This is a genomic window from Methanobacterium spitsbergense (assembly GCF_019931065.1).
Taxonomy (GTDB): Archaea; Methanobacteriota; Methanobacteria; order Methanobacteriales; family Methanobacteriaceae; genus Methanobacterium_B; species Methanobacterium_B spitsbergense.
This window is the reverse complement of record NZ_JAIOUQ010000003.1, coordinates 328,847-351,015: the sequence shown is the minus strand read 5'-3', so window position 1 is coordinate 351,015 and position 22,169 is coordinate 328,847. Positions and strand designations below refer to the sequence as shown.

Below are 22,169 nucleotides of genomic sequence, written 5' to 3'. Positions count from 1 at the left end.
TAGATAAAGTCAATAAAAATTGTGGGGTTCGATATGAACTCAAATGAAATGATAAAAATAGAGTCACTGAACAAGTCATTTGGCAGGATAAAAGCGCTTAACGATCTTAATCTTAATGTAAAGCGTGGAGAACTTCTGGGTATTATCGGTCCAAACGGGGCAGGGAAAACTACTGCCATTAGAATGGCTTGCTGCATTCTCAAACCAGATTCTGGCGATATCATTATTGATGGTTACAGTATACATGATGATCCAATAAAGATAAAATCGATGATTGGTTATCTCCCCGAGGAACCAAATCTTTATGAGCGTTTTAAAGCTAAAGATCTTCTGAAATACTTTGCAGAACTCTATGGGGTGCCTAAGAATGATATTGATGGAAAGATACAAGAGCTTCTGGAACTTGTTGGAATGACAAAACGTAGTGAAGATAGGATAAATACATTTTCAAAGGGATTGAGACAAAGAATTAGTGTTGCAAGGGCACTTGTTCATGATCCAGATATAATTATTTTTGATGAGCCAACAATGGGTTTGGACCCTGAAACAGCAAATTCCATTAGAAACTTTATTAAAAATCTCAAAGGCCAAAAAACCATGATACTTTGCACACATTATATGGAGGAAGCCGATCTATTGTGTGATCGAGTTGCAATATTAAATGAAGGTAAGATTAGAGATGTTGGAACTCCGCAATATCTTAAATCCAAAGTTCATGGCGAAGTTATCCTCAAAATAAGGGTTAAAAATACGGGAGATATTAATTTGATCAAGAATAAACTAATCCAATTCCCTTCTGTAGGAGCTGTTAATCTTGTTGGGGGCGAATATTTAATATCACTCAAACAAAGGAATGAAATTCATGATATAGTAGATGTTTTTGGCAATGAAGTTTTATCAATCAATACTAAAGAGCCAACTCTTGAAGATGTGTTTATTCAAGCTGTAAAAGGTTAGAGTAAGAGATGCAAGTGTTATAATGAAGTTTACAACCATAACCAAATGGGAGTTTAAGAGCACCCTTAAAAGCAAGAAGTTCATGATGATCTTTTTCTTACAGCTTTCAGTTCTACTTTTAATGATAGTTATTTTCAATTCATTTGTTACAAACATTGAATCTGAAAAAGGGATAGCAATTACTCCTTCTCTCAATGGATTCGCTTCTATGAATGTCCAGGATCAAAGTGGTATAATTTCCAAGAATTTAAACCCAGATATCATTAACGTTATCCCCTCAAATTATAATACTTCTTTAAATAATGTTGAAATTGGAAAAACTACAGGATTTCTATATGTACCGGGAAATGCAGCCCAAGATATTCAAAATGGACAAGCAGTTAATATGATAGTATATTTGGATGTTAGTGATCCAAAACAAAGTGTTGTAAGGGATGAGGTGAATTCAACTGCGAAGTTGATTGCTGATTCATATTCATCTTCACTTACCTCTTCTGCGGCACCCCAGAATACAACATTACCCAATATTAACCAGCAGACAACAGGGGAGTCATTACCACTTCAAATAATTAAAAAGGTTATGTTAGTGATTTTACTTTTTTTACCTCTCCTTCTATTTGGAAATATGGTTATAGATAGTATTGTTGGAGAAAAAGAAAGAAAAACAGCAGAGATACTCATTGCAATGCCTATTTCCCATGCAAATATAATAATTGGGAAAAGTATAGCTGTGGCTTTAACAATATCATTACAAATTGCAATGTGGTTGATAATTCTTCTTATAGCAGGATTTAATATAAGCAATCCTTTATTAGTATTTATATTCATATTTTTAAGCTCAATACCCATAATAGGGATTACTTCTGCAGTAGCTGCATATTCCAAGAACTATAAGGAGGCAGGAATAGGTTTAAGCATAGTGTATATAGGAATAGTAGGATTCCTAATTGTTCCTGTTTTGTTGTACATTACAAGAAGTTCTTATATATCAAACATTTCACCAATGACCATAGTTATGCGGATATTTTCAGGGGAATCTATAGCATTGGGAGATTATGCTTTGACATTAATATCAATAGCAATTGTGAGTATAATTTCTTACTGGATAGCAATTAAACTTTTTGAGAGGGATGACATTGTATTTGGACCAAGACCAGGAATTTTAAGGTTGTTATTCGATTTAATCACATTTAAAAAGGTATAGTAAATAAAATATTTTGTGAAATGATGTATAATCAAATAATTCTAAAGATCCAATTTGATCACAAGATTTCAGGACGAATATAAATGAAATTAACTACCCTAGCGAGCAAAGAAGGTAATGATATATTGAAAAATAAAATATATCTGTTGGTGGTTTTTGTTCAGGTATTTATACTGTTAGGTGCATTCGGTCTTGCTGTTGCTAGTTCTATTGCATCTGATCCTACTCTAATTGATCAATATGGTGTTTCATCTGTTCTTAAGGTGGGAGTTCCCGATAGTATAAGGGGTTCAGTACTCGAAACAGATCTTGTTAATCAAAAACTTGAACTCATTTATTACAACAACATCAGCGACGCCCAAAGTTTCCTTGGGCATCCTCTTGTGGCGATTGTGGATCTGAATCCAAATGGACAAAATGTAACAGTAAAGGCAGATACTTCGAATGTGTTCTATCCTATTGTTTCAACTAAAATAAACACTGCAGTAAATGAGTATCAGCTTCAGAAAAAACTTTCTTCATCTGGTTTGAACACCACACAGATACAGCAAATTTTGAACCCTGTTAATCTTCAAATAGTAAATATTAATGAGAATAATAAAGCAAGTTTAGCTCTTAACAGTTCTTATTTCGTAGAAATAATGTATGGATTCATTATTCCGTTTATTTTATTGTTGCCATTTTTCCTAGCAAGTAATATTGTAACAGATAGCATAGTTGGTGAAAGAGAAAGAAAAACATTCGAAGTTCTTCTTATGACTCCCATTTCAAGTTCAGTTGTAATGCTTGGAAAAACATTGCCAATATTGTTATTCTCTCTCATTCAAAGTGTTCTCTGGATTGTTCTTCTTGATCTACTCAAAGTTCCAATTTATAATCCAATTTTAATGTTTATATTGCTATTTTTCATTGGTTTGGGGTTCATTGGTATTGGAATTCTAATTTCTATGTTTGTTGATAGTACAAAGGAAGCAAATTCTGCTATAACCATAGTATTGGTGTTTGCAACATTCATATTATTTATGCCTCTTTTTATAAAGGCATCTTACTTCGCACCTATCTTAAACTACATACCCACAGTTATAATGGTGAAATTAGCATCCACACCCAATATAAATCCAAATATTATTCTATCAGCACTGCCAACCATGTTAATATCGCTTTTGATATTTGCAGTTACTGTGAGATATTTCAGGCGAGAAAGAGCAATTAGACTTTAATCAAAAAAATATTTATAATAAATATTCAGTTTTTTTTAATTAATTTTTAATTGCCCATGAGAATATATTCCATGATAGAGTGATTCCTGAGACATTTCCTTTAGATCTATTCACCATGTCTGCCAAAATTGTTTTATCTGATCGATCTGTGGATATCTTTACAATGGTTTCATTTCCTACATAGTTTATGTTTAATACATTATATCCATTTAGATCTACTGGACTTTTTTCATCAATAAACGTTACTTCATGATATTCAACAGTAGTTCCTATAATCCCTATTGATATCCTCAATATAATCAGAAGTATTATTAAAAAACTAGGTTTAACAAGATTCTTGAGTGAAAAGGGTTGTTTAATGGCTAAAACTCCAAAAAGACCTGAAAGCCCAATTAGAGCAGGTGTTGAAAATAGCCCACCATCAAGCATTCCAATGAGTGTTGTGGTAATTGCAAATGCAAGAATAACTTTGTAACGATTTTTTCTTTGATTCAATGATATTAAACCTAATAAGTAGGTTAGTGGAAAAGTTATCAACACAATGAATGAAAAGGGGGATGTGTAGTGTATTAATGAGCTTCCAGTGTGTATATCGCCAGGCACATGTATTCCTAATAAACTGATTAAATCTCCTAAAACTGATTTAAATACATGGCTGTGTGTAATGCTGGTGCTTGCAGGGCTGGGGTCCATTGCAACGAATGTTGTGAAGATGGAAATGCCAAGTTTGAGTCTGATGATTATTTCAATCATGATCCCAAGTATATAGGTTAAAAGAACAACAACAATAACTAATTTAAGATATTTGTTTCCATCGCCCTTGAAAATAGGATGTAAACTGGAAATTTTCTGCATTATCCTTCCATTAAAATTGAACAACGGATATAAAAGTAAAATACTGCCCATAATACCAAATAGAAGAACAGATTTGCCGTCTGATGACCCTTCAAGGAATGGGTATGTAATATTTAATATAAAATGATCTAAAAATCTTGTTGTGAAAATGAGGATACTGAAAAGTATCATTATGATTCCAATTACATTCAAATAGTTCAAATTAATTTTCATATCCAATATATCACCACAGTAATAGCTAAAGCTGAAATAATAGGTATGGGAATATTATCATCAATTGGGCTGTAAGCTTCTGTTAAAGTTCCAACCAGTGCTCCAACCATTGAGGGAACTATTGGAAGCAAAGTTAATGCACTTAATAATCCAACAATAAAAAATGCAAGGCTTCCTTCGACAGTTTTTGAATTATTAAAAGGCAGTTTATGCTTCCCATATTTCCTACCAATAAGAGTTGATGCAGAATCTCCAATTAAAAGCATTAATATCCCTGAACTAGCAATTGCCATATTAAAACCGAAGAAATAAAGGGTAAGTATGATACCTATAAAGAAGTATAAAAAACCCCTTTCATCATCTCTTCTTTTACATCTGCCCAATATTGTTGAAAAAAAGGGAATATGGCGATATTTGTCCAGTATGAATATCATTTCAGCGCAGATAATTAGAATCATACACAGAAGTATCAGTACTGTAGGGTTTAAAAATAAACCTAAAACTAGTATGAAAATTCCTGATGCATGAATTAGCTGCCTCAATACTTCCCTATCCATAACATCAAGCCATGAATTTTTCTATAATTCCATTATAAGATTTTTTTAGTTCTTCAACAGGTATACTAAATGAATCAGTTACAGTAAGATTATTTCCTCTGACTTCTCCAATTATCGATGATGGAACATTTATTTTGGAAAGAACATCTTCAATTGCATTTTTCTTGACAGTTATCAAATATCTGCCATGGGATTCTGAGAAAAGAGTGGTTGAAACATCGATATCTTCTTTAACAGGCACTTTTAATAAATCAATAACTGCCCCTAATCCGCTTGAAATTGCCATTTCCGAGATAGCCACTCCAAGACCACCAGAAGAACAGTCATGAACAGCAGTGATATTATTATCAGCATCGTTTTTTATAATTTCAAGAATAGATCTTCCGGCTAAATATTCCTCTTCAATTACAACTTCTGGTGCTTTTCCTTGAACAAGACCATAAATTGATCTGTGATATTCTGAACCATCAACTTCCGGACGGGTAGTACCAATCATAATAATTATATCTCCTTCGTTCTTAAATTCAGAAGTTCTAATATCTTTTATATCCATTTTTCCTGCTACACCAATAACAGGTGAAGGGTTAACAGTCACCCCTTCTGTTTCATTATAAAAGCTAACATTACCGCTGATCACAGGAGTATTAAAATGCTTGGCAACTTCGGACATTCCTTTAACACATTCATTAAACTGCCATAAAACCTCTGGTTTCTCGGGGTTCCCAAAGTTCAGACAATCAACTATACATATAGGATCTGCACCCATGGATATAACATTCCGTATTGCTTCAGCAACTGAACCTGCTCCACCATGGAAAGGATCGAGTTTTGTGTGTATACTATTACAATCGGAGGTAATTGCAAATGCAGTGTTTTCATCTACACGTATAACCGCAGCATCATCTCCGGGTTTTATAATTGTTCCTATCTGGACCTCATGATCGTACTGTCGATAAACCCATTCTTTACTTGCAATATTCTCTGAAGACAACAATTTTAGTAACGCTTCCTTTGGATTAATGTCTTCAACTTTAATATATCCCTGATTTTCTAATGGTTTTTTCATTTCCCTGTTAATAAATGGAGGGTCTGCAAGTAGTTCAGCAGGAACATCTGCAATAACATCCCCATCAATTGTTGTTAAGAACTGATCACTTTCAATCACCTCACCAACAACTGCTGCAGGGAGTTCATATTTATTAAAAATTGCCATTAGTTTATCAACATCTTCAGGATGAACAACAAAAATCATCCTCTCCTGGGATTCTGATAACATTATTTCATAAGGGGTCATCCCTTTTTCACGTAGTGGAATTTTTGTTATTTCTACTTTTGCACCATTTCCACATTTTGCTGCTAGTTCTGAAATACAACAAGTAATTCCTCCACCACCCAGATCCTTTAAACCTTGTATTTTAACACTTTCAAGAGCTTCAAATGTTGCTTCCATTACCTGTTTTTTAGTGAATGGATCTCCTATCTGTACTGCGGGTCTGCTTTCCAATTCAGATGTGGTTGTAAGTTCTTCAGATGCAAATGTGACTCCATGTATTCCATCTCTTCCGGTTCTACCACCCATTAGAACGAAAACATCCCCTACATTAGGTGCGATTCCCTTCATTATCGAATCTCTTCGAACTATTCCTGCACATACAACGTTTACAAGTGGATTGTACTGGAAATTGTTGTCAAATTCTACTTCTCCACCAACAGTTGGTATGCCAACTCGGTTTCCATAGTCGGATATTCCTTTAACTACATATTCAAATAGATACCTAGATCTTTGGTCTTCAAGATAACCAAAACGAAGAGAGTCTAATAATGCAACAGGTACGGCGCCCATTGAGATTATATCTCTTATTATTCCACCTATGCCTGTACCTGCCCCTCCATATGGTTCAATTGCAGATGGATGGTTATGACTTTCCATCCCTATAACCAGAGCAAGCTCATCTGTAAGTCCAACAATACCTGCATCGTCTCCAGGACCCATTATGACATTATCTCCCTCGGTGGGGAAAAGTCTCAGTATAGGTCTGCTACTTTTATATGAGCAGTGTTCCGAGAACATTATGTCTAGCATTCCATTTTCGAGCGAATTAGGTTCTCTTCCTATTTTATTCTTAATATATTCAATTTCTGCGTCTGTTAAAGTCATATTATCACATTTGGAAATGCAGTTTTTTTATATAGTATGTTTCACTTATTTGTTATAGTATTCCATAACCTAGAATAGTAATGAAAGATTCTAGGATATTAATATTTTATTCAATATCCATTTCATTCTGTGTTTATAGTTTTATTGATGGTAATTTTTAGTTGGTAGTCTTCTATCTTCCAATCTTTAGTATAATCTCCCTTTTTAGATCCAAAATAGAAGTTTGTGGCCCTTACCTCATGCGATATAAATTCAGTGAAGTTTTCTATTAGATGTTTAAAATCTTGGCTACATTCTAAAACCACTTCTACATTTGCTTCAACATCAAGGTCAAGATCTTTTCTCATATCTTGAATCCTTCTTATAAGTTCACGTGACATAGCTTCAGAAAGTATTTCTGGAGTTAATTCTATATCAATGAAAACATTTCCTCCGTCAAAGTCAGAGCTTGCAATATTCTCAGGTAATTCTGTTTCAAACACAATATCTTCAACACCAAGTTCAATTGTTTTATCATCAAATTCTACAATAAAACATCCTTCAGAATCTAATTTTCTGATGATCACATCACCATTTGCTTCAGCTAATTTGGATGCAACCTTTGGTACGTCCTGTCTAAGCTTAGGACCTAGGGTTTTCATGTTTGGTAATGCTTTTACAGTTAAATTTTCGAATTTATTAGAAGAAACCACAGTTTTGGTATTTGCCTGTTCCATCAAAACATTTTTGAGGGATTGAGCTGCATTCAACACATTTTTATCTTCAGATACAATTACAATTTCTCGTACAGGCCATCTAAGCTTGTAGCGAGCAGCATCACGTGCTCTTGCACAGGCTTCAATTATTTTTCGTAAAATTTCCATATTAGATTCAAGTTCTTTGTCTATGAGTTCTTTGTCAAAACTCCAATCAAGCATGTGCAGGCTCTCTGGGGCATCTGTTTCAACACTTCTTATCAAATTTTGATACATATCCTCTGTTATATGTGGTGCAATTGGTGCCATGGTTTTTATTAAGATTTTTAAGGCATTATATAATGTATAATATGCACCTAACTTATCGGGATCGTCTTTTTCTATCCATGTACGTCCCCTTATGAGTCTTATGTACCAGCGACTAAGATCTTCGAGTATAAAGTTGTTTATTGCGCGGGTTGCCTTGTGGAAATGAAGTGAATCTAAAGATTCTGTTACTTCCATTGCAAGAGAATTTGCCCGTGATGTCATCCATAAATCCTCTACGCGTAGTTTAAGATCTTCTTCGGTGTGTTCTGTGGGATCAAAATTGTCTATTGACATATATGTGGTTGAAAAGACGTAGACATTCCACAATATGTTAAACATTTTGTTTACATTTTTCAATTCATCCCAATTAAATTTAAGGTCTTCCCATGGTTTATTACCCCATAAAAGATAAAATCTGAGAACATCTGCACCATAAAGTTCTACTACTTCTTCTGGCTCAACAACGTTTCCAAGGGATTTGCTCATCTTTTTCCCCTCTTCATCAAGGGTGAATCCGTGCATAAGTACCTTTTTGTAAGGGGTACTGTCGTTTGCTATGACTCCACAGCCTAGTTGAGAGTAGAACCATCCTCTTGTTTGATCATGACCTTCTGTAATGAAGTCGTATGGATACCATTCCTCAAAAAGATCTTTCTCTTCAGGATAGTGTAAAGCTGCCCAACCTGCAACCCCGGAATCTATCCAAACATCCAAAACATCAGGAATCCTTTTCATTTCTCCACCGCACTTACAATGGATAATTATCTCGTCAACGTGCGGCCTATGGATAAAGTCTCCCTTGAGTTCTCCTTCTGCAGAAAGTTCTTTTAACTCTTTTATTGAACCTATAACAGTAATTTCTTTACATTCAACGCATTCCCAAATTGGTATTGGTATTCCCCAGTATCTTTGTCTTGAAATAGTCCAGTCTCGGGCATTTTCTACCCAGTTTTTGAAACGGTTTTCACCGGCCCATGATGGAACCCATTCCACTTTTTCGAGTTCTGAAAGCATTTGTTCTTTCACTTCTGTAATCTTCAAAAACCATTGTTTTGTTGCAAGATAGATAATTGGTGTTTTACATCTCCAACAGAACCCGTACCTGTGATTGATTATACTTTCTCTAAACAAGAGATGATGGGTTTTAATATCTTCTATGATATTGAGATCAGCGTCCTTAACAAATTGACCGTAATATTTCCCTGCATCTTCTGTAAACAATCCTGCTTCATCCACTGGGCAGAATATATTAAGTCCATATTTTTTTCCAATTTCAAAATCATCTGGTCCGTGTCCTGGGGCAGTGTGCACACATCCAGTACCTTCTGTTAATGTAACATGTTCTCCTGGTAGTATTATATGTTTAAATTCTTTTTGAACAGGTATTTCATCTAAAAGTGGATGTTTATATTCTAGGCCCTCCAGATCTGATCCCTTAACGATTTTTAAAATTTCATAAGTTTTATTCTTTTCTTGGCTATGACTTTCTGTACATTCTTCATGATCATCAGTATTTTCATTTAAAACTGATTCTACCAATGCCTCTGCCATTATATAGACATCATTTCCAACTTTTACATAAGCGTATTCGAAATCAGGGTTTACACATACGGCCATGTTTGCTGGAAGAGTCCATGGTGTTGTTGTCCACACTAGAATGTAACTTGTATATTCATTACTTTCTTGATCCTTGAGTGGGAATTTAACATAAATAGATGGGTCATCCTTATTTTCGTAATCAATCTCTGCCATTGCAAGGGCTGTTTCACATCTAGGGCACCATGTGATGACTCTTTTATCATTTATTAGTAAATCTTTTTCATTGGCTCTTTTAAGAGTCCACCAGCATGATTCCATATATTTGGTATCAAGTGTAACGTAAGGATTATCCCAATCCATCCAAATACCCAGAAGTTTGAATTGTTCAGTCATTAGTCCTTTGTTTTCTATTGCAAAATCCTTACACTTATTTACAAAGTTTTCGATACCTATTTTTTCCTCAATTTCCTTCTTACTCTTCAAACCTAATAGTCCTTCAACTTTATGTTCGATTGGAAGTCCATGTGTGTCCCATCCGGCCTGTCTGCGTATGTTAAAACCAGACATGCTCTTATAACGAAGATAAGTATCTTTGATAATTTTATTCCACGCTGTTCCAAGATGTATTCTACCGCTGCAGTAGGGAGGTCCATCTAAGAATGAATATTTGGGCTTATTTTCCCTCAATTTTTTGGTTCTTTCGTAAATATCCCTAGTATTCCAGAACTTCTGCACCTTCTCTTCAATGATTCTTGATTCGTATGAGCGTTTTGCCTCCTCTATCGGCATAATGATTCTCTCCTTTATGATTTTCAGTTATGGTGAATTGATCTAAAGTTTGTTTTAGGTATATAAAATAGTTTAATTACATTTAAGAATGGAATTTCTATAAAAATAATTTGAAAACTCATTATGAAATAATTCAAAATTGAAATAAAAGAAAATAATAAAGTTAATCGTGGTAAGGATCGTTAAAACTCTACATATCTCCCATAAGAATAAAAAATAGGGAAGATTTCAAATTTTAATGAGATCCTTACTTGATAGAATTAGAATGTTCTAATTTTACCTTCAACCATCATTTCCGTGATTTTCCCAATGTTTTCAAGCCAGTTGTCCATTATTCCTTCAACATCCTTGTTTACAGATTCGATGTTGTAACCGTCGTTAACAATTATCTGTGCGCTTGCAGCTTTAGGATGATCAATAGGTTTTCCAATCTGACTTAAGATCATAATATGGATCTGTTGGATTCCTTCTATTTCTCTTGTTATATCCTCTGCCATTTTATTTGATAAAAGATTGTAAATTTTACCGACGTGGTTTATTGGATTTTTACCTGATGTTGCTTCCATAGACATTGGTCTGTTAGGGGTTATAAGTCCATTTGCCCTGTTACCTCTTCCAACAGAGCCATCATCACCCATTTCTGCTGAGGTACCAGTTACAGTTAAGTAATAACCCTTTTCTGACTCGCAGGAATTATCGTCACCAGTATTTATGAAGGTCTCAACTTCCCTGTCTGTTTGTTTCAGAGCAAGATCTGTTATTATATCTGTTAGTTCGTCCTTAACATTTAGGTATGTGTCTCTTCCATCGACATATTTTGAAACCATTGCTACTGCGGTTGTTAAAACTATTTTATTATCTTCACGGAGCCCCATAACCTTTATATCCTCTCCAACCTGAGGGTATTTCTTTTTAAAGCTTCTAGAGTTTAACAGTTCTTCTGTTGCTAGAACTATTTTTTCTGTCTCTGAAAATGGTGCGAATCCTACACCAAATGATGTGTCATTGGATGATGGCATTCCATCCCTTTTGAAAACATCAACAAGGTCTCCTGAACCATGACCAATCTTACATTCTACGACTGCTGTACTTTCAACGTCTAAGTTAATAATATTTTCTTTTAAATATTCTTTAGCAGCCATTATTGCAATTCTGTCTATACCTACTTTCTTACCTTCAAATTCTGAGACTCCACGGCCTGTTAGAAGTATGTCTATAGGTTTGATAATCTCCCCACCACCGAAATGTGGATCAGATTCTCCTGCAGTTATCTGGACTTCGTCTGTGTTATGATGCAGAATTCCACCAAAATTTTCCAGGTAAGCATGGCATAATGCTCTACTTACTGATTCTGCTATCCCATCGCTTATACTGTCAGGGTGACCTATACCCTTTCTTTCTACTATCTCGACTTCTTGCTCTTCAATAGGTTTTTGAATAAGCTCTTTTACAATGATGTTCCTCATAAATGGCCTCCCATATTAATATTAATCAGTGAGTTAAAACTATCTCCTTAGAGATATGTTAATAAAATAATTATATTTACTTTTTATTGGGGTAACAACAACAATAATTAACATATACTTTAAGATAGTGTTACTGTATGGCATTTGAAATAACTGATATAAAAAATGATCCATGATTAACTATTTTTTAACTAGTGAGAGTAACAAACCAACAAATTTGTATATATATATCAAAATTTTGCAAATTTTATAAAAATCTATGAATTACTGTTAATCCGATTGATTAATAAAATGAGATGGTTATAATTTAATAAAAGATGAAGAATTAAAACATCCACAATTTTTTTATAGTTTGGCCTCTTGATATATTCTTTCTGCTAGTTTGTTTAAATCTATTTGCGGCATATAGATGTAGTGATAACCCCAAGATTTTAAGTATCTTGCAGGGTTTTTTAAACCGTCTTCCCTTTTTGGTTGACCAGGTTCAATTATCCCATTTTGATTAACATCATATGCATCAGGTAATCCTCCGGGCGTTTTATATAATGGTGTAAAATTATCGTCAGGTGCCCTACGTAAAAACTCAATCTTATCAATATTTATTTTTATCCAGACTGAAAATACGCTTCTATTGCTTCGGTAATATTGTATAAGATTTAGTATTCATTTCCCATATTGTGCCTGCACAAACTCCACCATATACATTAACAATTAAGGCATTCTTGGGTACATTACTATCTTTTAGGACAGTATAATGAAAATTCGGACCTAACCCATAATTCACTACTTTTAAACCTTTCTTTTTCAATATTTGGCTTAGTTGTTGTATTCTATCGGTATCTGATTTTTTATTGTATATATTATCACAAGTGATATATACAGGGCGCAATTTAGTGGTATTGTTAGTATTAGTAATGTTATTATGACTATTTTTTCTATTAACTTCTTTTACGGCTTCTGTGCCGTCTACATTAAGATCATATTTTATATTTTCCTGATTTTCAAAACTATTTGATACTCCCTTAAAACCATTTAAAGTGGTAATTCCGATATCACTTGCCTCTAAATCATTTGTTTTACTATTTAATATCATGCTATTATTTAAATTTGTACTAATTGTCATACCAACAATAAAACCGCCTAAACACAAAACAAAAACCATAATAACTATTAAATTATTTTTCATAATCATAACGACCTTATATTTATCTCGAACTATAATTAGTTTATATGTGTTGTTGAAATGTAAAAATTGATAATTTTTGTAAAAAACTTCTGTATGGGCCTTTTTTTGAATTATTATACTAATATGTTATTGGATAAGGAGGTCGGTTAGGTATCCATAAAATTCTCATCTTAATATTTTATTTGTTAATGTTTTAAAGATTCATGTTTTTTTTAAAAAACAAATTTGTTTAACCTCTTTTCAAGACCAAATAGATTCCCATTTAATTGTTTCGTTCTTAGATTGAAATAATGCTGATGAACTAAAATCTTTTTGCTATAATGTAGTCTGTACAACACTCATTTTTTTTACTTTAAAATTATGTTTTTCAACAAATGTATTAAGTGTATTTGTATAATAACCCTCAAGTATGTTGTTTGTTTAATGGAGGTTTTCTCTAAGTAAACATTCATTTGATAGGGGGAATACCAAACGCTTTGTGATAAAAAAAACAATTGGGATTAAAACATATACATTATAATGTTCATATAATGAGTAATTGAAATGGTCCATAATGAATTTATATGGAAGGATCATGTAAAAATTAAATTAACTATATAGTTAATGAATTATCAATGATCCGTTACATTATATTATAGAATAAATTTGATGAAAATATTGTAATATCCAAGAATTTTAATATTTATGATATTCTCAAAACCAAAAATTTCATTGGAATCTAAATAAAACTAGACAAAACTAATATTCCATTATTATTAAACCATAATATAAACACGATAAAATATGGGTGTAAAGCTATGAAATACGTTGTTTTAGTAAATAAAAGTAAGGGAACTAATTTGGGCAAATTTGATATTGCTAACACCTTTATGTCAAGGTTCATGGGGTTAATGTTCAGGCGAGATCTTGAAAGGGGTCTTATACTTAAACTACCAAACACCAGGAGCAGGTGGGGTTCTGCCATTCATATGTTTTTCATGAGATTCCCACTTGATATATTATTTACTGATTCTAACAAAAAAGTGGTTGATATGATATCAATTGAACCTTGGAAGACTTACACGCCGATCGTACCTGCGAGATACGTTATTGAAATGGAAAAAGGTACAATTAACAAATTTGACCTTGATATTGGCGATGAACTGGATTTCACAAGTGATTGTATATAAAAAAATACATGAGATCGCATCAACAAATATTAATACAAAATGTTGGAGGTCCAGTTATGAAAGTGGAAATATTTGATTATGGTTCAGATTCTAACGATTATTATATTATCTATAAGGTTACTGGAATAGACCCAGAAGATCAGGAAAAGCTTCGAGGTAATGTTGAAGGGGATATAGAGTTAAAAAATGGAGATATGTTTATTACAACCCATTTCGAAGAGAAATATTTCCCATTGGGGAGTGCTGATGCTCAATTACGGATCGAAGATTTCATTGCACGTGAAGAGATAGAAATGACAGTTTATTTAACTAGCCTTCTAGAGGATGAAGACTTAGATATCATTTAAATAAACATTAAAATTCTAATTTATATTTAAAATTCATAATCAATAGAAATTTAATCATTTTACAATATTTAAATGAAAAAACTATGAAAGAAACTCATTCTAACCTCAGGGCCCTGATGTTACGTCAAAAAATGCAGATTGCTATGTCTGGTTTCAGGGATGTACTTGGAATACATGAATTTGATGCAAGGGACTTTGAAATTGTACCCTTAAATGTAACAATACCCGATCTTGACCCTATTTTTAATGGCTATCGAATAGTACATATTAGTGACATACATTTGGGACAGTGGATATCTGCCAAACGTATTGAAGGTGTAGTAAATCTTGTAAATAAACAGAACCCTGATATTGTTGCTATAACGGGGGATTCTGTTTCATATGTGGTGAATGAGGCGGTTCTAGACATGTTAAGATTTCTCAAAAATCTTAATCCAAAAGATGCAACTGTGGCTGTGCTTGGAAATCATGACCATTGGATAGGTGCCGAAGATATTCGTAGGGTAATGGATGAAAGTAAGATCATAGAACTTGAAAACGATGTTTACACCATAAAACGTGAAGATGCCATGCTTCACATAGCTGGAGTAGACAGTATCACCTTGGAAAAGCATGATTTAAATGCAGTGTTAAAAAAACTTCCAAAATCAGGACCTGCAATTTTACTAGCACACGAACCAGATTTTGCTGATGAAAGTTCAGCAACAGGAAGATTTTGTGTACAACTTTCAGGACATTCTCATGGCGGCCAAATGATTATTCCAGGATTAGGAACACCATTCAGAGGTTCTCAATTCAAAAAATATCCGTTGGGAGAATATAAAGTTGGAGATATGATTCAGTATACTAACAGAGGTCTTGGAACCAATGTTTTTTGGATTCGAATAAACTGTCCACCTGAAATTACCATAATGACGCTCCAAAGTTCTTAATATATCATATAAATTGAGTATTTTGGGATGTAACAAAACCAAAATAATTTATTTTTAATTATTAAACAAGAAAATATAAATACATTAAAGTAAGAGGAATTTTATGAAAAAACAAACAACTAAGATAGTACTCTACATTGCGGGCCTATTCCTACTTATATCTGGGATTCTGGGAATTATTTTACCTCAGTTAGGTTTTACACTCTTTACATCAGTAGTATGGGCAGTCCTTGGAGCAGTGTTTCTAGCAATTGGCTATGGCACGAGGGTTAGAAAGATTGTGCTTTATGCTGCAGGAATATTTTTATTCATAGCAGGGATTGTAGGAATTGAATTCTCACAATTAGGCATATCAACTTTGAACTCCGTTGTATGGGCACTTCTAGGTATTTTATTTATGTACATTAGTTATAGTGTTAAATACTAACATTGATTTTTATAATTTGAATTAATTACAAAAAGAATTTATTTATTCTTTCTTTTCAATTGCGTCAATTCCCAGCTTTGCCACCTTTCTTACTATGGGGTTATCATCTTCAATAGCTTTTTTAAGAACTTTTAATGCTCTTTCGTCTGCTATGGATGCTAATCCTAAAGCTGCTGCATAACGCACACTTGCCTTTTCATCTTTCATGAGATGAATTAACGGGTCAACAGCCCGAGAATCTGCGAAAATTGCCAGTGAAAGGGCAGCAGCTTCCTTAACATGCCAATCGTCATCATCCAATGATTTTATGAGTGGTTCAACAGCTTCAGGATCTCCAATTTCTGCAAGAAGTTCTGCAGCATCTTCTCGAACAATCCAATCATCATTTTGGAGTTCATCCACAAGAAAATCTATTCTTTTACCGTTTGACATTTAATCACTCCTTTATTGAATGTATTAAAAAATTTGATATTAGGATTTCCAATCTATTTTATGTATTGAAGATCCATTAGTAATTTTATATTTTCAATAAGAGCATGATTAGGATTTAAAAGTGAAATAAACCGGATATAATAGCCAAAATTGTAGTATTCAAAAAAAGAAGCTTAAAATTAAATGATGTTCAAATCTGATGGGTGATTCAATACATTTATTCCTTCAATTTCACTTAATTTTGCAGTGTTTTGGATATCAATATCCCTCATATGTATGGTGATGAGTTTACCTCCGGTTACAGCTCCAAATGAACAGGCAACTTGACAAGCACCGCAGCCCTCACATTTCAAGAGGTTTATTTCCACACCTGGAGTAATTGCATTACTTGGGCAGGCTGCAGCTGCTTCACATATTTCACAATCCTGGCATGTGTCAAGTTCTAGTTTTGATGGTAAAACGGTTTGAAGGTCACCAGATTCCATATCAACAGGGATAATGTAGGTTTTAACCATTCCTTTACCTGATTGCGCAACTGCATTAGTAATTAGGGTATCTGCTATACCATTAACAATTTTCCCAATGGTATTAGAAGTTGTAGGAGAAACAACGAGAATATCGTATGTCCCTAATGAAAAACGCCCGGTCATTGGGAAACTAGCGTGTTGATCAGCTTCAAGTACAAGTTCCCTATATTTACCTCCAGTTAACTTTTTAACTGTTTCAAAAAGGCCATACATTTTAAGAACTTCTTCACCAGCACCTGAAAGTAGTATCGTAACTTCATGTGTCTTTGAAAGTTCAACCAATATGTTTACGCTTTCTTTTAGTAGATGTCCTGCTCCTGTAATTCCCCAGGCAATTCTCATATTACTTCTCCTATAGGTCTAAAAAAAAGGATGTTAAAATTCTTAGAAGTCAACATAATTGTATGCTTCATCTTCTTTGAATGCATAATGCACTTTATTATGTTGTTTTATAAATTCTGTAACTTCTTGTTTAACATTTTCTCCATCAATTGCAACTCTTTTAATGAATTCTGCCACTTCTGACATATTTTTCTCTTTTAATCCACGTCTGGTTATTTCTTGTGTTCCAATACGGATACCCGATGGATCATCTGAGCGGTTTACATCGTCCCATGGGAATAGATTCTTGTTGAGAATTATGTTGTTTGATTCAAGGTCCTTTGCAAGTTTAGCTGCTCTTCCAACATTTGATACATCCATTGCTAGCTGATGGGACTCAGTGAATCCTTGATCTTCACAAAGTACATTAAATCCAAGAGAGTATAGTTCCTGTGCAAGTGCCTGTGCATTTTTGATTATTTGTTTGGCATAAGCACTACCAAATTCGAGCATTTCTGATGTAGCTATTCCTAGTGCTGCAAGATGATGGAGATGATGGTTACTTACAACTCCCGGGAAGACTGCATCATCTATTTTGTGCGCTATATCTTCCTTACAGAGGATTATACCTCCTTGTGGTCCTGGAAAAGTTTTATGTGTACTTCCTACAAGAAGATCTGCACCTTCCCTAAGAGGGTCCTGGAAATATCCTCCTGCTATCAAACCAAGAACATGTGCACCATCGTACATTACCTTTGCGCCCACTTCATCTGCTGCTTCTCTAGCGTCTTCTACTGGATGTGGGAACAGAAATAAACTGCCACCTAAGAGTACTATTTTTGGCTTTTTCTCGATTATATCCTTTTTCATAGCATCCGCATCGATATTCATTTTTGTTTCATCAAATGGATGGGGGGCTATTTTTAATCCTCGTATTCCTGCAGCGCTGACATTTGCATGGCTGATATGTCCACCCACAGGAACCTCAAGAGCCATCATAGAGTCGCCGTGTTTTGCGAGAGCAAAGAACGATGCCATATTAGCTACAACGCCTGATATTGGCTGAACATTAGCATGTTCTGCTTTAAAAATCTTTTTTGAAAGTTTCACAGTTATATCTTCTATCTCGTCAACATACTTGCAGCCTTCGTAGAGTCTACAACCAGAAAGACCTTCTGCATATCTATGAGATAGATCTGAAGCTAAAGCCTCCCTGACACTGGTGCTTGTTATATTTTCACTTGCAATAAGATTTATACTATTTTCCATCCAATTATGGTGCTCTTTTGTAATTTCTTTAATTTTTAGAGCGTATTCTTCGTTTTTAAACATTAAATATCCTCCAGATAAACATTTATTAGTTTTAGGGTGTATTGATCTATTGTATAAAATGAATCACTATAAATACTTTCAAAAAAAAGCAGCATAGCTATACAAAATTATAAAAATTAACCTGCTTATTCTGGTATTTATATTGGGATTTTGGAGATTATTAACTCTCCCTGAAAAATGTTTTTTTCTTCATTTCAATGAGATTAGAAATTATCCTTTCAAGATCTCCTGCAGGAATTGTTACCATTACATCTTCGGGTTTCAAAGTCATATTTCTTCTGGATCCTATGTCACCAAAGCCATACGTTACTTCTCCAGTTAAATATGGCACTGCAGCCATTGAGCTACATATAGGTCCTGAATCCGCACCTAAACCATGGGATCCTGAATCATAGGCGTTTGCGTGGAGTATCATCATGGCCTGTTCTGCGTTACAAACCAAAAATATAATATCTGGTTCAAAATCAGCTTTTGATAGGGGTGAGAATATCACTGCGCTAAATATTCCAGATTCAATTGCCATGTTGTTTTTCCAAGAGCGTTGAACAGCAGGTATACTTTTGTAAACCCCAGCAGGCACTAAAAATGCTCCACTCTGCATATTTGTTGGTAATTCATTCCGGTCCTTCATGCCAGAATATCTCATACCACCCATACAGTCTTCTTCTTCAACTGTTGAATAAAAAATTTCCCCTTTTGCTGCTTTATCCAGTTTGGTACAAAATCTTGATTTGCCTTCTTCCTTTGGGATATTTTTAGGTGCTCTTACGGACCACTTTATAGCAACTGGGTCCAGATCAAGTTTTAATATTTCCTTAAGTTTTTCTCCAAATTCTTGATACAAATTTTCACCCCTATTATTATTAAATGGTGAGGTTGGTGTATAATTTTTTTGGATAATTTGTATTGAAAATTGAAATTTAACAAAATATTTTTTTAAAAATTTTTTTTCAAATTAAAGGATCACTGTAAAATTAAAATGTAAATTAAATCAAATTAAAATTAAAAAAAAATTAAGGAAAGGGGTTTAACCCTTATTTTCCGCCGTTCATTGCTGCTTCAATCTGAGCAAATATCTGGCTGGTTTTGAAGTGTGCTTGGTCAAGTGCTCCAGATGGACATGCTGCAACACAAGTTCCGCATCCTTTACAGAGTGCTATATTAACATGTGCCTGTTCATCTATTCTTTCAATTGCACCGTATGGGCAAAGTTCAATACAAACTTCACATCCACCACAAACATCTTCATCAACACTAGCAATGATAGGTTCAATTTCCACTTCACCCTTTATCATTGGTATTGCTGCTCTTGCTGCTGCACCTGATGCCTGTGCAACTGCGTCAGGAATATCTTTAGGTCCCTGTGCAACACCGGCAAGGAAAATACCCTCTGTTAATGTGTCAACAGGTCTGAGTTTAGGGTGAGCTTCCATTAAGAAACCGTCTGCACTTTTTGACAGAGCTAAAGTCTGTCTAAGTTCTTCTGCACCTTCAGGTGGCTGTAGACCCACAGATAATACAACCATATCATAGTCATATTCTGTTACTTTTCCGAGTAGGGTATCTTCTGCCCTTACGGTTAGGGTCTGATCAGGGTTTTCCAAGACTGATGCTGGTCGACCTCTGATGAACTTGATACCATACTTCTCCTGTGAACGTTTGTAGAATTCTTCGAATCCTTTACCGAATGCTCTAATATCCATGTAATAAATGGTGATATCGGTGTCTGGTTCATGTTCTAGTATGAGTTGAGCGTTTTTCATTGCATACATACAGCAGACCCTGGAACAGTATGGTTTGTCAATCTGTTCGTCCCTTGAGCCTACACACTGGATGAATGCAACACTTTTCGGTGCTTTACCATTTGATGGTGTTAAAACGTGTCCTTGGGTTGGTCCGGATGCGTTTATGTATCTTTCCAGTTCAAGCCCTGTGATAACGTTTTCAGCTGCTCCATATGCCCATTCTTTTTTCTCTGTTGGGTCGTATGGATCGTAACCCGTTGCAACGATAATGGTACCAACCTCGAGTTCAATGGTTTCTGGTTCCTGGTCGTGTTTTATTGCCATATTACCACAGACTTGGTCACATAGTTTACATTCAATACAGTAATCCTTGTCTATAGTTGAGCACAGTGGAACTGCTTGTGGAAATGGTATGTATGTAGCTTTAACCATACCTACGCCTTCATCGAAGTAGTTAGGTATTTCTATAGGACAAACCTCTGAACAACTTCCACAACCAGTACATACAGATTCGTCTATGTAACGTGGTTTCTTTTCAACTTCAACTTTAAAATTACCTATGTAACCGTCAACTTTCTTAACTTCTGCATAGGAAATAAGTTCTATGTTTTCGTGTTTTCCACAGTCCACCATTTTAGGTGCGAGAATACACATTGAACAATCCATTGTTGGGAAAGTTTTGTCAAGTTGTGACATCCTTCCGCCTATTGTAGGCTGTTTTTCTACCAGGTAAGTTTGGAATCCCATGTCAGCCAGATCTAGTGATGCTTGAATTCCTGCTACTCCACCACCAATAACAAGGGCTTTGTCTGTAACTGAAACTGTTTCAGATATGAGTGGTTCTAGTAATCTGGCTTTAGCTACTGCCATTCTTACAAGGTCCTTTGCCTTTTCTGTTGCTGCTTCAGGTTCGTTCTGGTGAACCCATGAATCATGTTCCCTTATGTTTGCAAATTCAAAGAGGTAAGGGTTTAATCCTGCTTCTTTAACTGCTCTTCTGAACGTTGGTTCGTGGAGCCTTGGTGAACATGCTGCTACAACTACTCTGTTTAAACCCTTTTCTTTGATGTCCTTCTGGATCATTTCTTGTCCTGGGTCTGAACAGAAGTATTTGTATTCTTCTGATACAACAACGTTTGGAAGTGTTGCTGCATAATCTTTTACTGCCTCGATATCAACTACGCCACCTATGTTTATACCACAGTGACATGTGTATACCCCGACTTTTGGTTCTTCGGTTGTTTCTTGCTTTTTTTCATCTGCCAATTAGATCACCTATTCCATAAATCTATGATAGATTATCTTATCCTTAATGTGTAGGGTCTATCAACTTAATAAATAAAGTTTTCTATTTATTTTTTTATACAAAGTATATATAATAGAATATTTTTAAGTCATTATTCTTTCTGTATATCATAAATATAATTATTTTCTTTTACAAATTTTTTAATAAACTAACTAATTGTACTTATTGCTGTTAAGAACACTAATTATTAAAATATATCCATATTAAAATGATTTTATCCATTTTCAAAAAAATTAAAAATAAACCTTTTATTCACTATTTTAAGTACTTATTAAAGATTTTTAATATTTTTAATTCGTTAAATGTAAAGTAAAAATATTTACTAATAATATGTAAAGTATATCCATTTTAAAATATTAAATTTCCCTTCAATAAAATTTATAATCAAAATTTGCAAGTTTAAATCGATTCCAAAGGTTTGTAAAGATATTTGATATTTTGTTTCTGAGAATTTTGTAGTTAAGAAACAATATTCCCTTATAT

At 34.2% G+C, this 22,169-nt stretch carries 18 protein-coding genes; 7 read left to right on the top strand and 11 right to left on the bottom strand.

Annotated elements, in window-relative coordinates; translation table 11 throughout:
- Positions 1 to 33: 33 nt before the first annotated feature.
- From K8N75_RS03015 to K8N75_RS03005, 3 genes are all read left to right on the top strand, one after another.
- Positions 34 to 957 (top strand): ABC transporter ATP-binding protein, encoded by a 924-nt coding sequence (locus K8N75_RS03015; protein WP_223790649.1) that lies wholly within the window; start codon positions 34 to 36, stop codon positions 955 to 957.
- A gap of 22 nt (positions 958 to 979) precedes the next feature.
- On the top strand, positions 980 to 2,161 hold the full coding sequence (locus K8N75_RS03010; protein ID WP_223790648.1) for an ABC transporter permease: 1,182 nt from the start codon (positions 980 to 982) through the stop codon (positions 2,159 to 2,161).
- Between the two features lie 83 nt (positions 2,162 to 2,244).
- Positions 2,245 to 3,381 carry an ABC transporter permease gene (locus K8N75_RS03005; RefSeq protein WP_223790647.1) on the top strand — a complete coding sequence of 379 codons (1,137 nt, stop codon included), beginning with the start codon at positions 2,245 to 2,247 and terminating at the stop codon, positions 3,379 to 3,381.
- 39 nt (positions 3,382 to 3,420) lie between these two features.
- On the opposite strand, the gene K8N75_RS03000 is transcribed toward K8N75_RS03005, so the two are convergent.
- The 6 genes from K8N75_RS03000 to K8N75_RS02975 form a co-directional block, all read right to left on the bottom strand.
- Entirely contained in the window at positions 3,421 to 4,449 is a 1,029-nt protein-coding gene (locus K8N75_RS03000; protein ID WP_223790967.1) for a hypothetical protein, read from the bottom strand.
- A complete protein-coding gene (locus K8N75_RS02995) occupies positions 4,446 to 5,006 on the bottom strand; it encodes a diacylglycerol/polyprenol kinase family protein (protein WP_223790646.1) in 561 nt (186 codons plus the stop codon). The genes K8N75_RS03000 and K8N75_RS02995 overlap by 4 nt, the downstream gene beginning before the upstream one ends.
- A 4-nt stretch (positions 5,007 to 5,010) precedes the next feature.
- Positions 5,011 to 7,164, bottom strand: coding sequence for a phosphoribosylformylglycinamidine synthase subunit PurL (gene purL, locus K8N75_RS02990; RefSeq protein ID WP_223790645.1), 2,154 nt, complete (start codon positions 7,162 to 7,164; stop codon positions 5,011 to 5,013).
- A gap of 122 nt (positions 7,165 to 7,286) precedes the next feature.
- Positions 7,287 to 10,496 (bottom strand): isoleucine--tRNA ligase, encoded by a 3,210-nt coding sequence (ileS, locus tag K8N75_RS02985; RefSeq protein ID WP_223790644.1) that lies wholly within the window; start codon positions 10,494 to 10,496, stop codon positions 7,287 to 7,289.
- A gap of 260 nt (positions 10,497 to 10,756) precedes the next feature.
- Entirely contained in the window at positions 10,757 to 11,962 is a 1,206-nt protein-coding gene (locus K8N75_RS02980) for a methionine adenosyltransferase (RefSeq protein ID WP_223790643.1), read from the bottom strand.
- Positions 11,963 to 12,590: 628 nt separating this feature from the next.
- Positions 12,591 to 13,148 carry a hypothetical protein gene (locus K8N75_RS02975; RefSeq protein WP_223790642.1) on the bottom strand — a complete coding sequence of 186 codons (558 nt, stop codon included), beginning with the start codon at positions 13,146 to 13,148 and terminating at the stop codon, positions 12,591 to 12,593.
- An 839-nt stretch (positions 13,149 to 13,987) separates the two neighbouring features.
- Between K8N75_RS02975 and K8N75_RS02970 the strand changes: the two genes are divergently transcribed.
- From K8N75_RS02970 to K8N75_RS02955, 4 genes are all read left to right on the top strand, one after another.
- Positions 13,988 to 14,317 carry a DUF192 domain-containing protein gene (locus K8N75_RS02970; protein WP_223790641.1) on the top strand — a complete coding sequence of 110 codons (330 nt, stop codon included), beginning with the start codon at positions 13,988 to 13,990 and terminating at the stop codon, positions 14,315 to 14,317.
- A gap of 56 nt (positions 14,318 to 14,373) precedes the next feature.
- A complete protein-coding gene (locus K8N75_RS02965; RefSeq protein ID WP_223790640.1) occupies positions 14,374 to 14,664 on the top strand; it encodes a DUF5750 family protein in 291 nt (96 codons plus the stop codon).
- A gap of 83 nt (positions 14,665 to 14,747) precedes the next feature.
- On the top strand, positions 14,748 to 15,596 hold the full coding sequence (locus tag K8N75_RS02960; RefSeq protein ID WP_223790639.1) for a metallophosphoesterase: 849 nt from the start codon (positions 14,748 to 14,750) through the stop codon (positions 15,594 to 15,596).
- Positions 15,597 to 15,699: 103 nt separating this feature from the next.
- Positions 15,700 to 16,023, top strand: a complete 324-nt coding sequence (locus K8N75_RS02955; RefSeq protein WP_223790638.1) for a hypothetical protein — start codon at positions 15,700 to 15,702, stop codon at positions 16,021 to 16,023.
- A 42-nt stretch (positions 16,024 to 16,065) separates the two neighbouring features.
- Here the strand turns inward: K8N75_RS02955 and K8N75_RS02950 are convergent, their stop codons facing one another.
- The 5 genes from K8N75_RS02950 to K8N75_RS02930 form a co-directional block, all read right to left on the bottom strand.
- A complete protein-coding gene (locus tag K8N75_RS02950; RefSeq protein ID WP_223790637.1) occupies positions 16,066 to 16,455 on the bottom strand; it encodes a HEAT repeat domain-containing protein in 390 nt (129 codons plus the stop codon).
- Positions 16,456 to 16,634: 179 nt separating this feature from the next.
- Positions 16,635 to 17,324 (bottom strand): dihydromethanopterin reductase (acceptor), encoded by a 690-nt coding sequence (locus K8N75_RS02945; RefSeq protein WP_223790636.1) that lies wholly within the window; start codon positions 17,322 to 17,324, stop codon positions 16,635 to 16,637.
- Between the two features lie 42 nt (positions 17,325 to 17,366).
- Positions 17,367 to 18,635: a serine hydroxymethyltransferase gene (gene glyA, locus K8N75_RS02940; RefSeq protein WP_048191948.1), complete on the bottom strand. Its 1,269-nt coding sequence runs from the start codon at positions 18,633 to 18,635 to the stop codon at positions 17,367 to 17,369.
- Between the two features lie 160 nt (positions 18,636 to 18,795).
- The gene (locus K8N75_RS02935) at positions 18,796 to 19,479 is read right to left on the bottom strand and encodes a DUF169 domain-containing protein (protein ID WP_223790635.1); all 684 of its coding nucleotides are present in this window, start codon (positions 19,477 to 19,479) and stop codon (positions 18,796 to 18,798) included.
- A 190-nt stretch (positions 19,480 to 19,669) separates the two neighbouring features.
- Positions 19,670 to 21,646: a CoB--CoM heterodisulfide reductase iron-sulfur subunit A family protein gene (locus K8N75_RS02930; RefSeq protein WP_223790634.1), complete on the bottom strand. Its 1,977-nt coding sequence runs from the start codon at positions 21,644 to 21,646 to the stop codon at positions 19,670 to 19,672.
- Positions 21,647 to 22,169 lie beyond the last annotated feature (523 nt).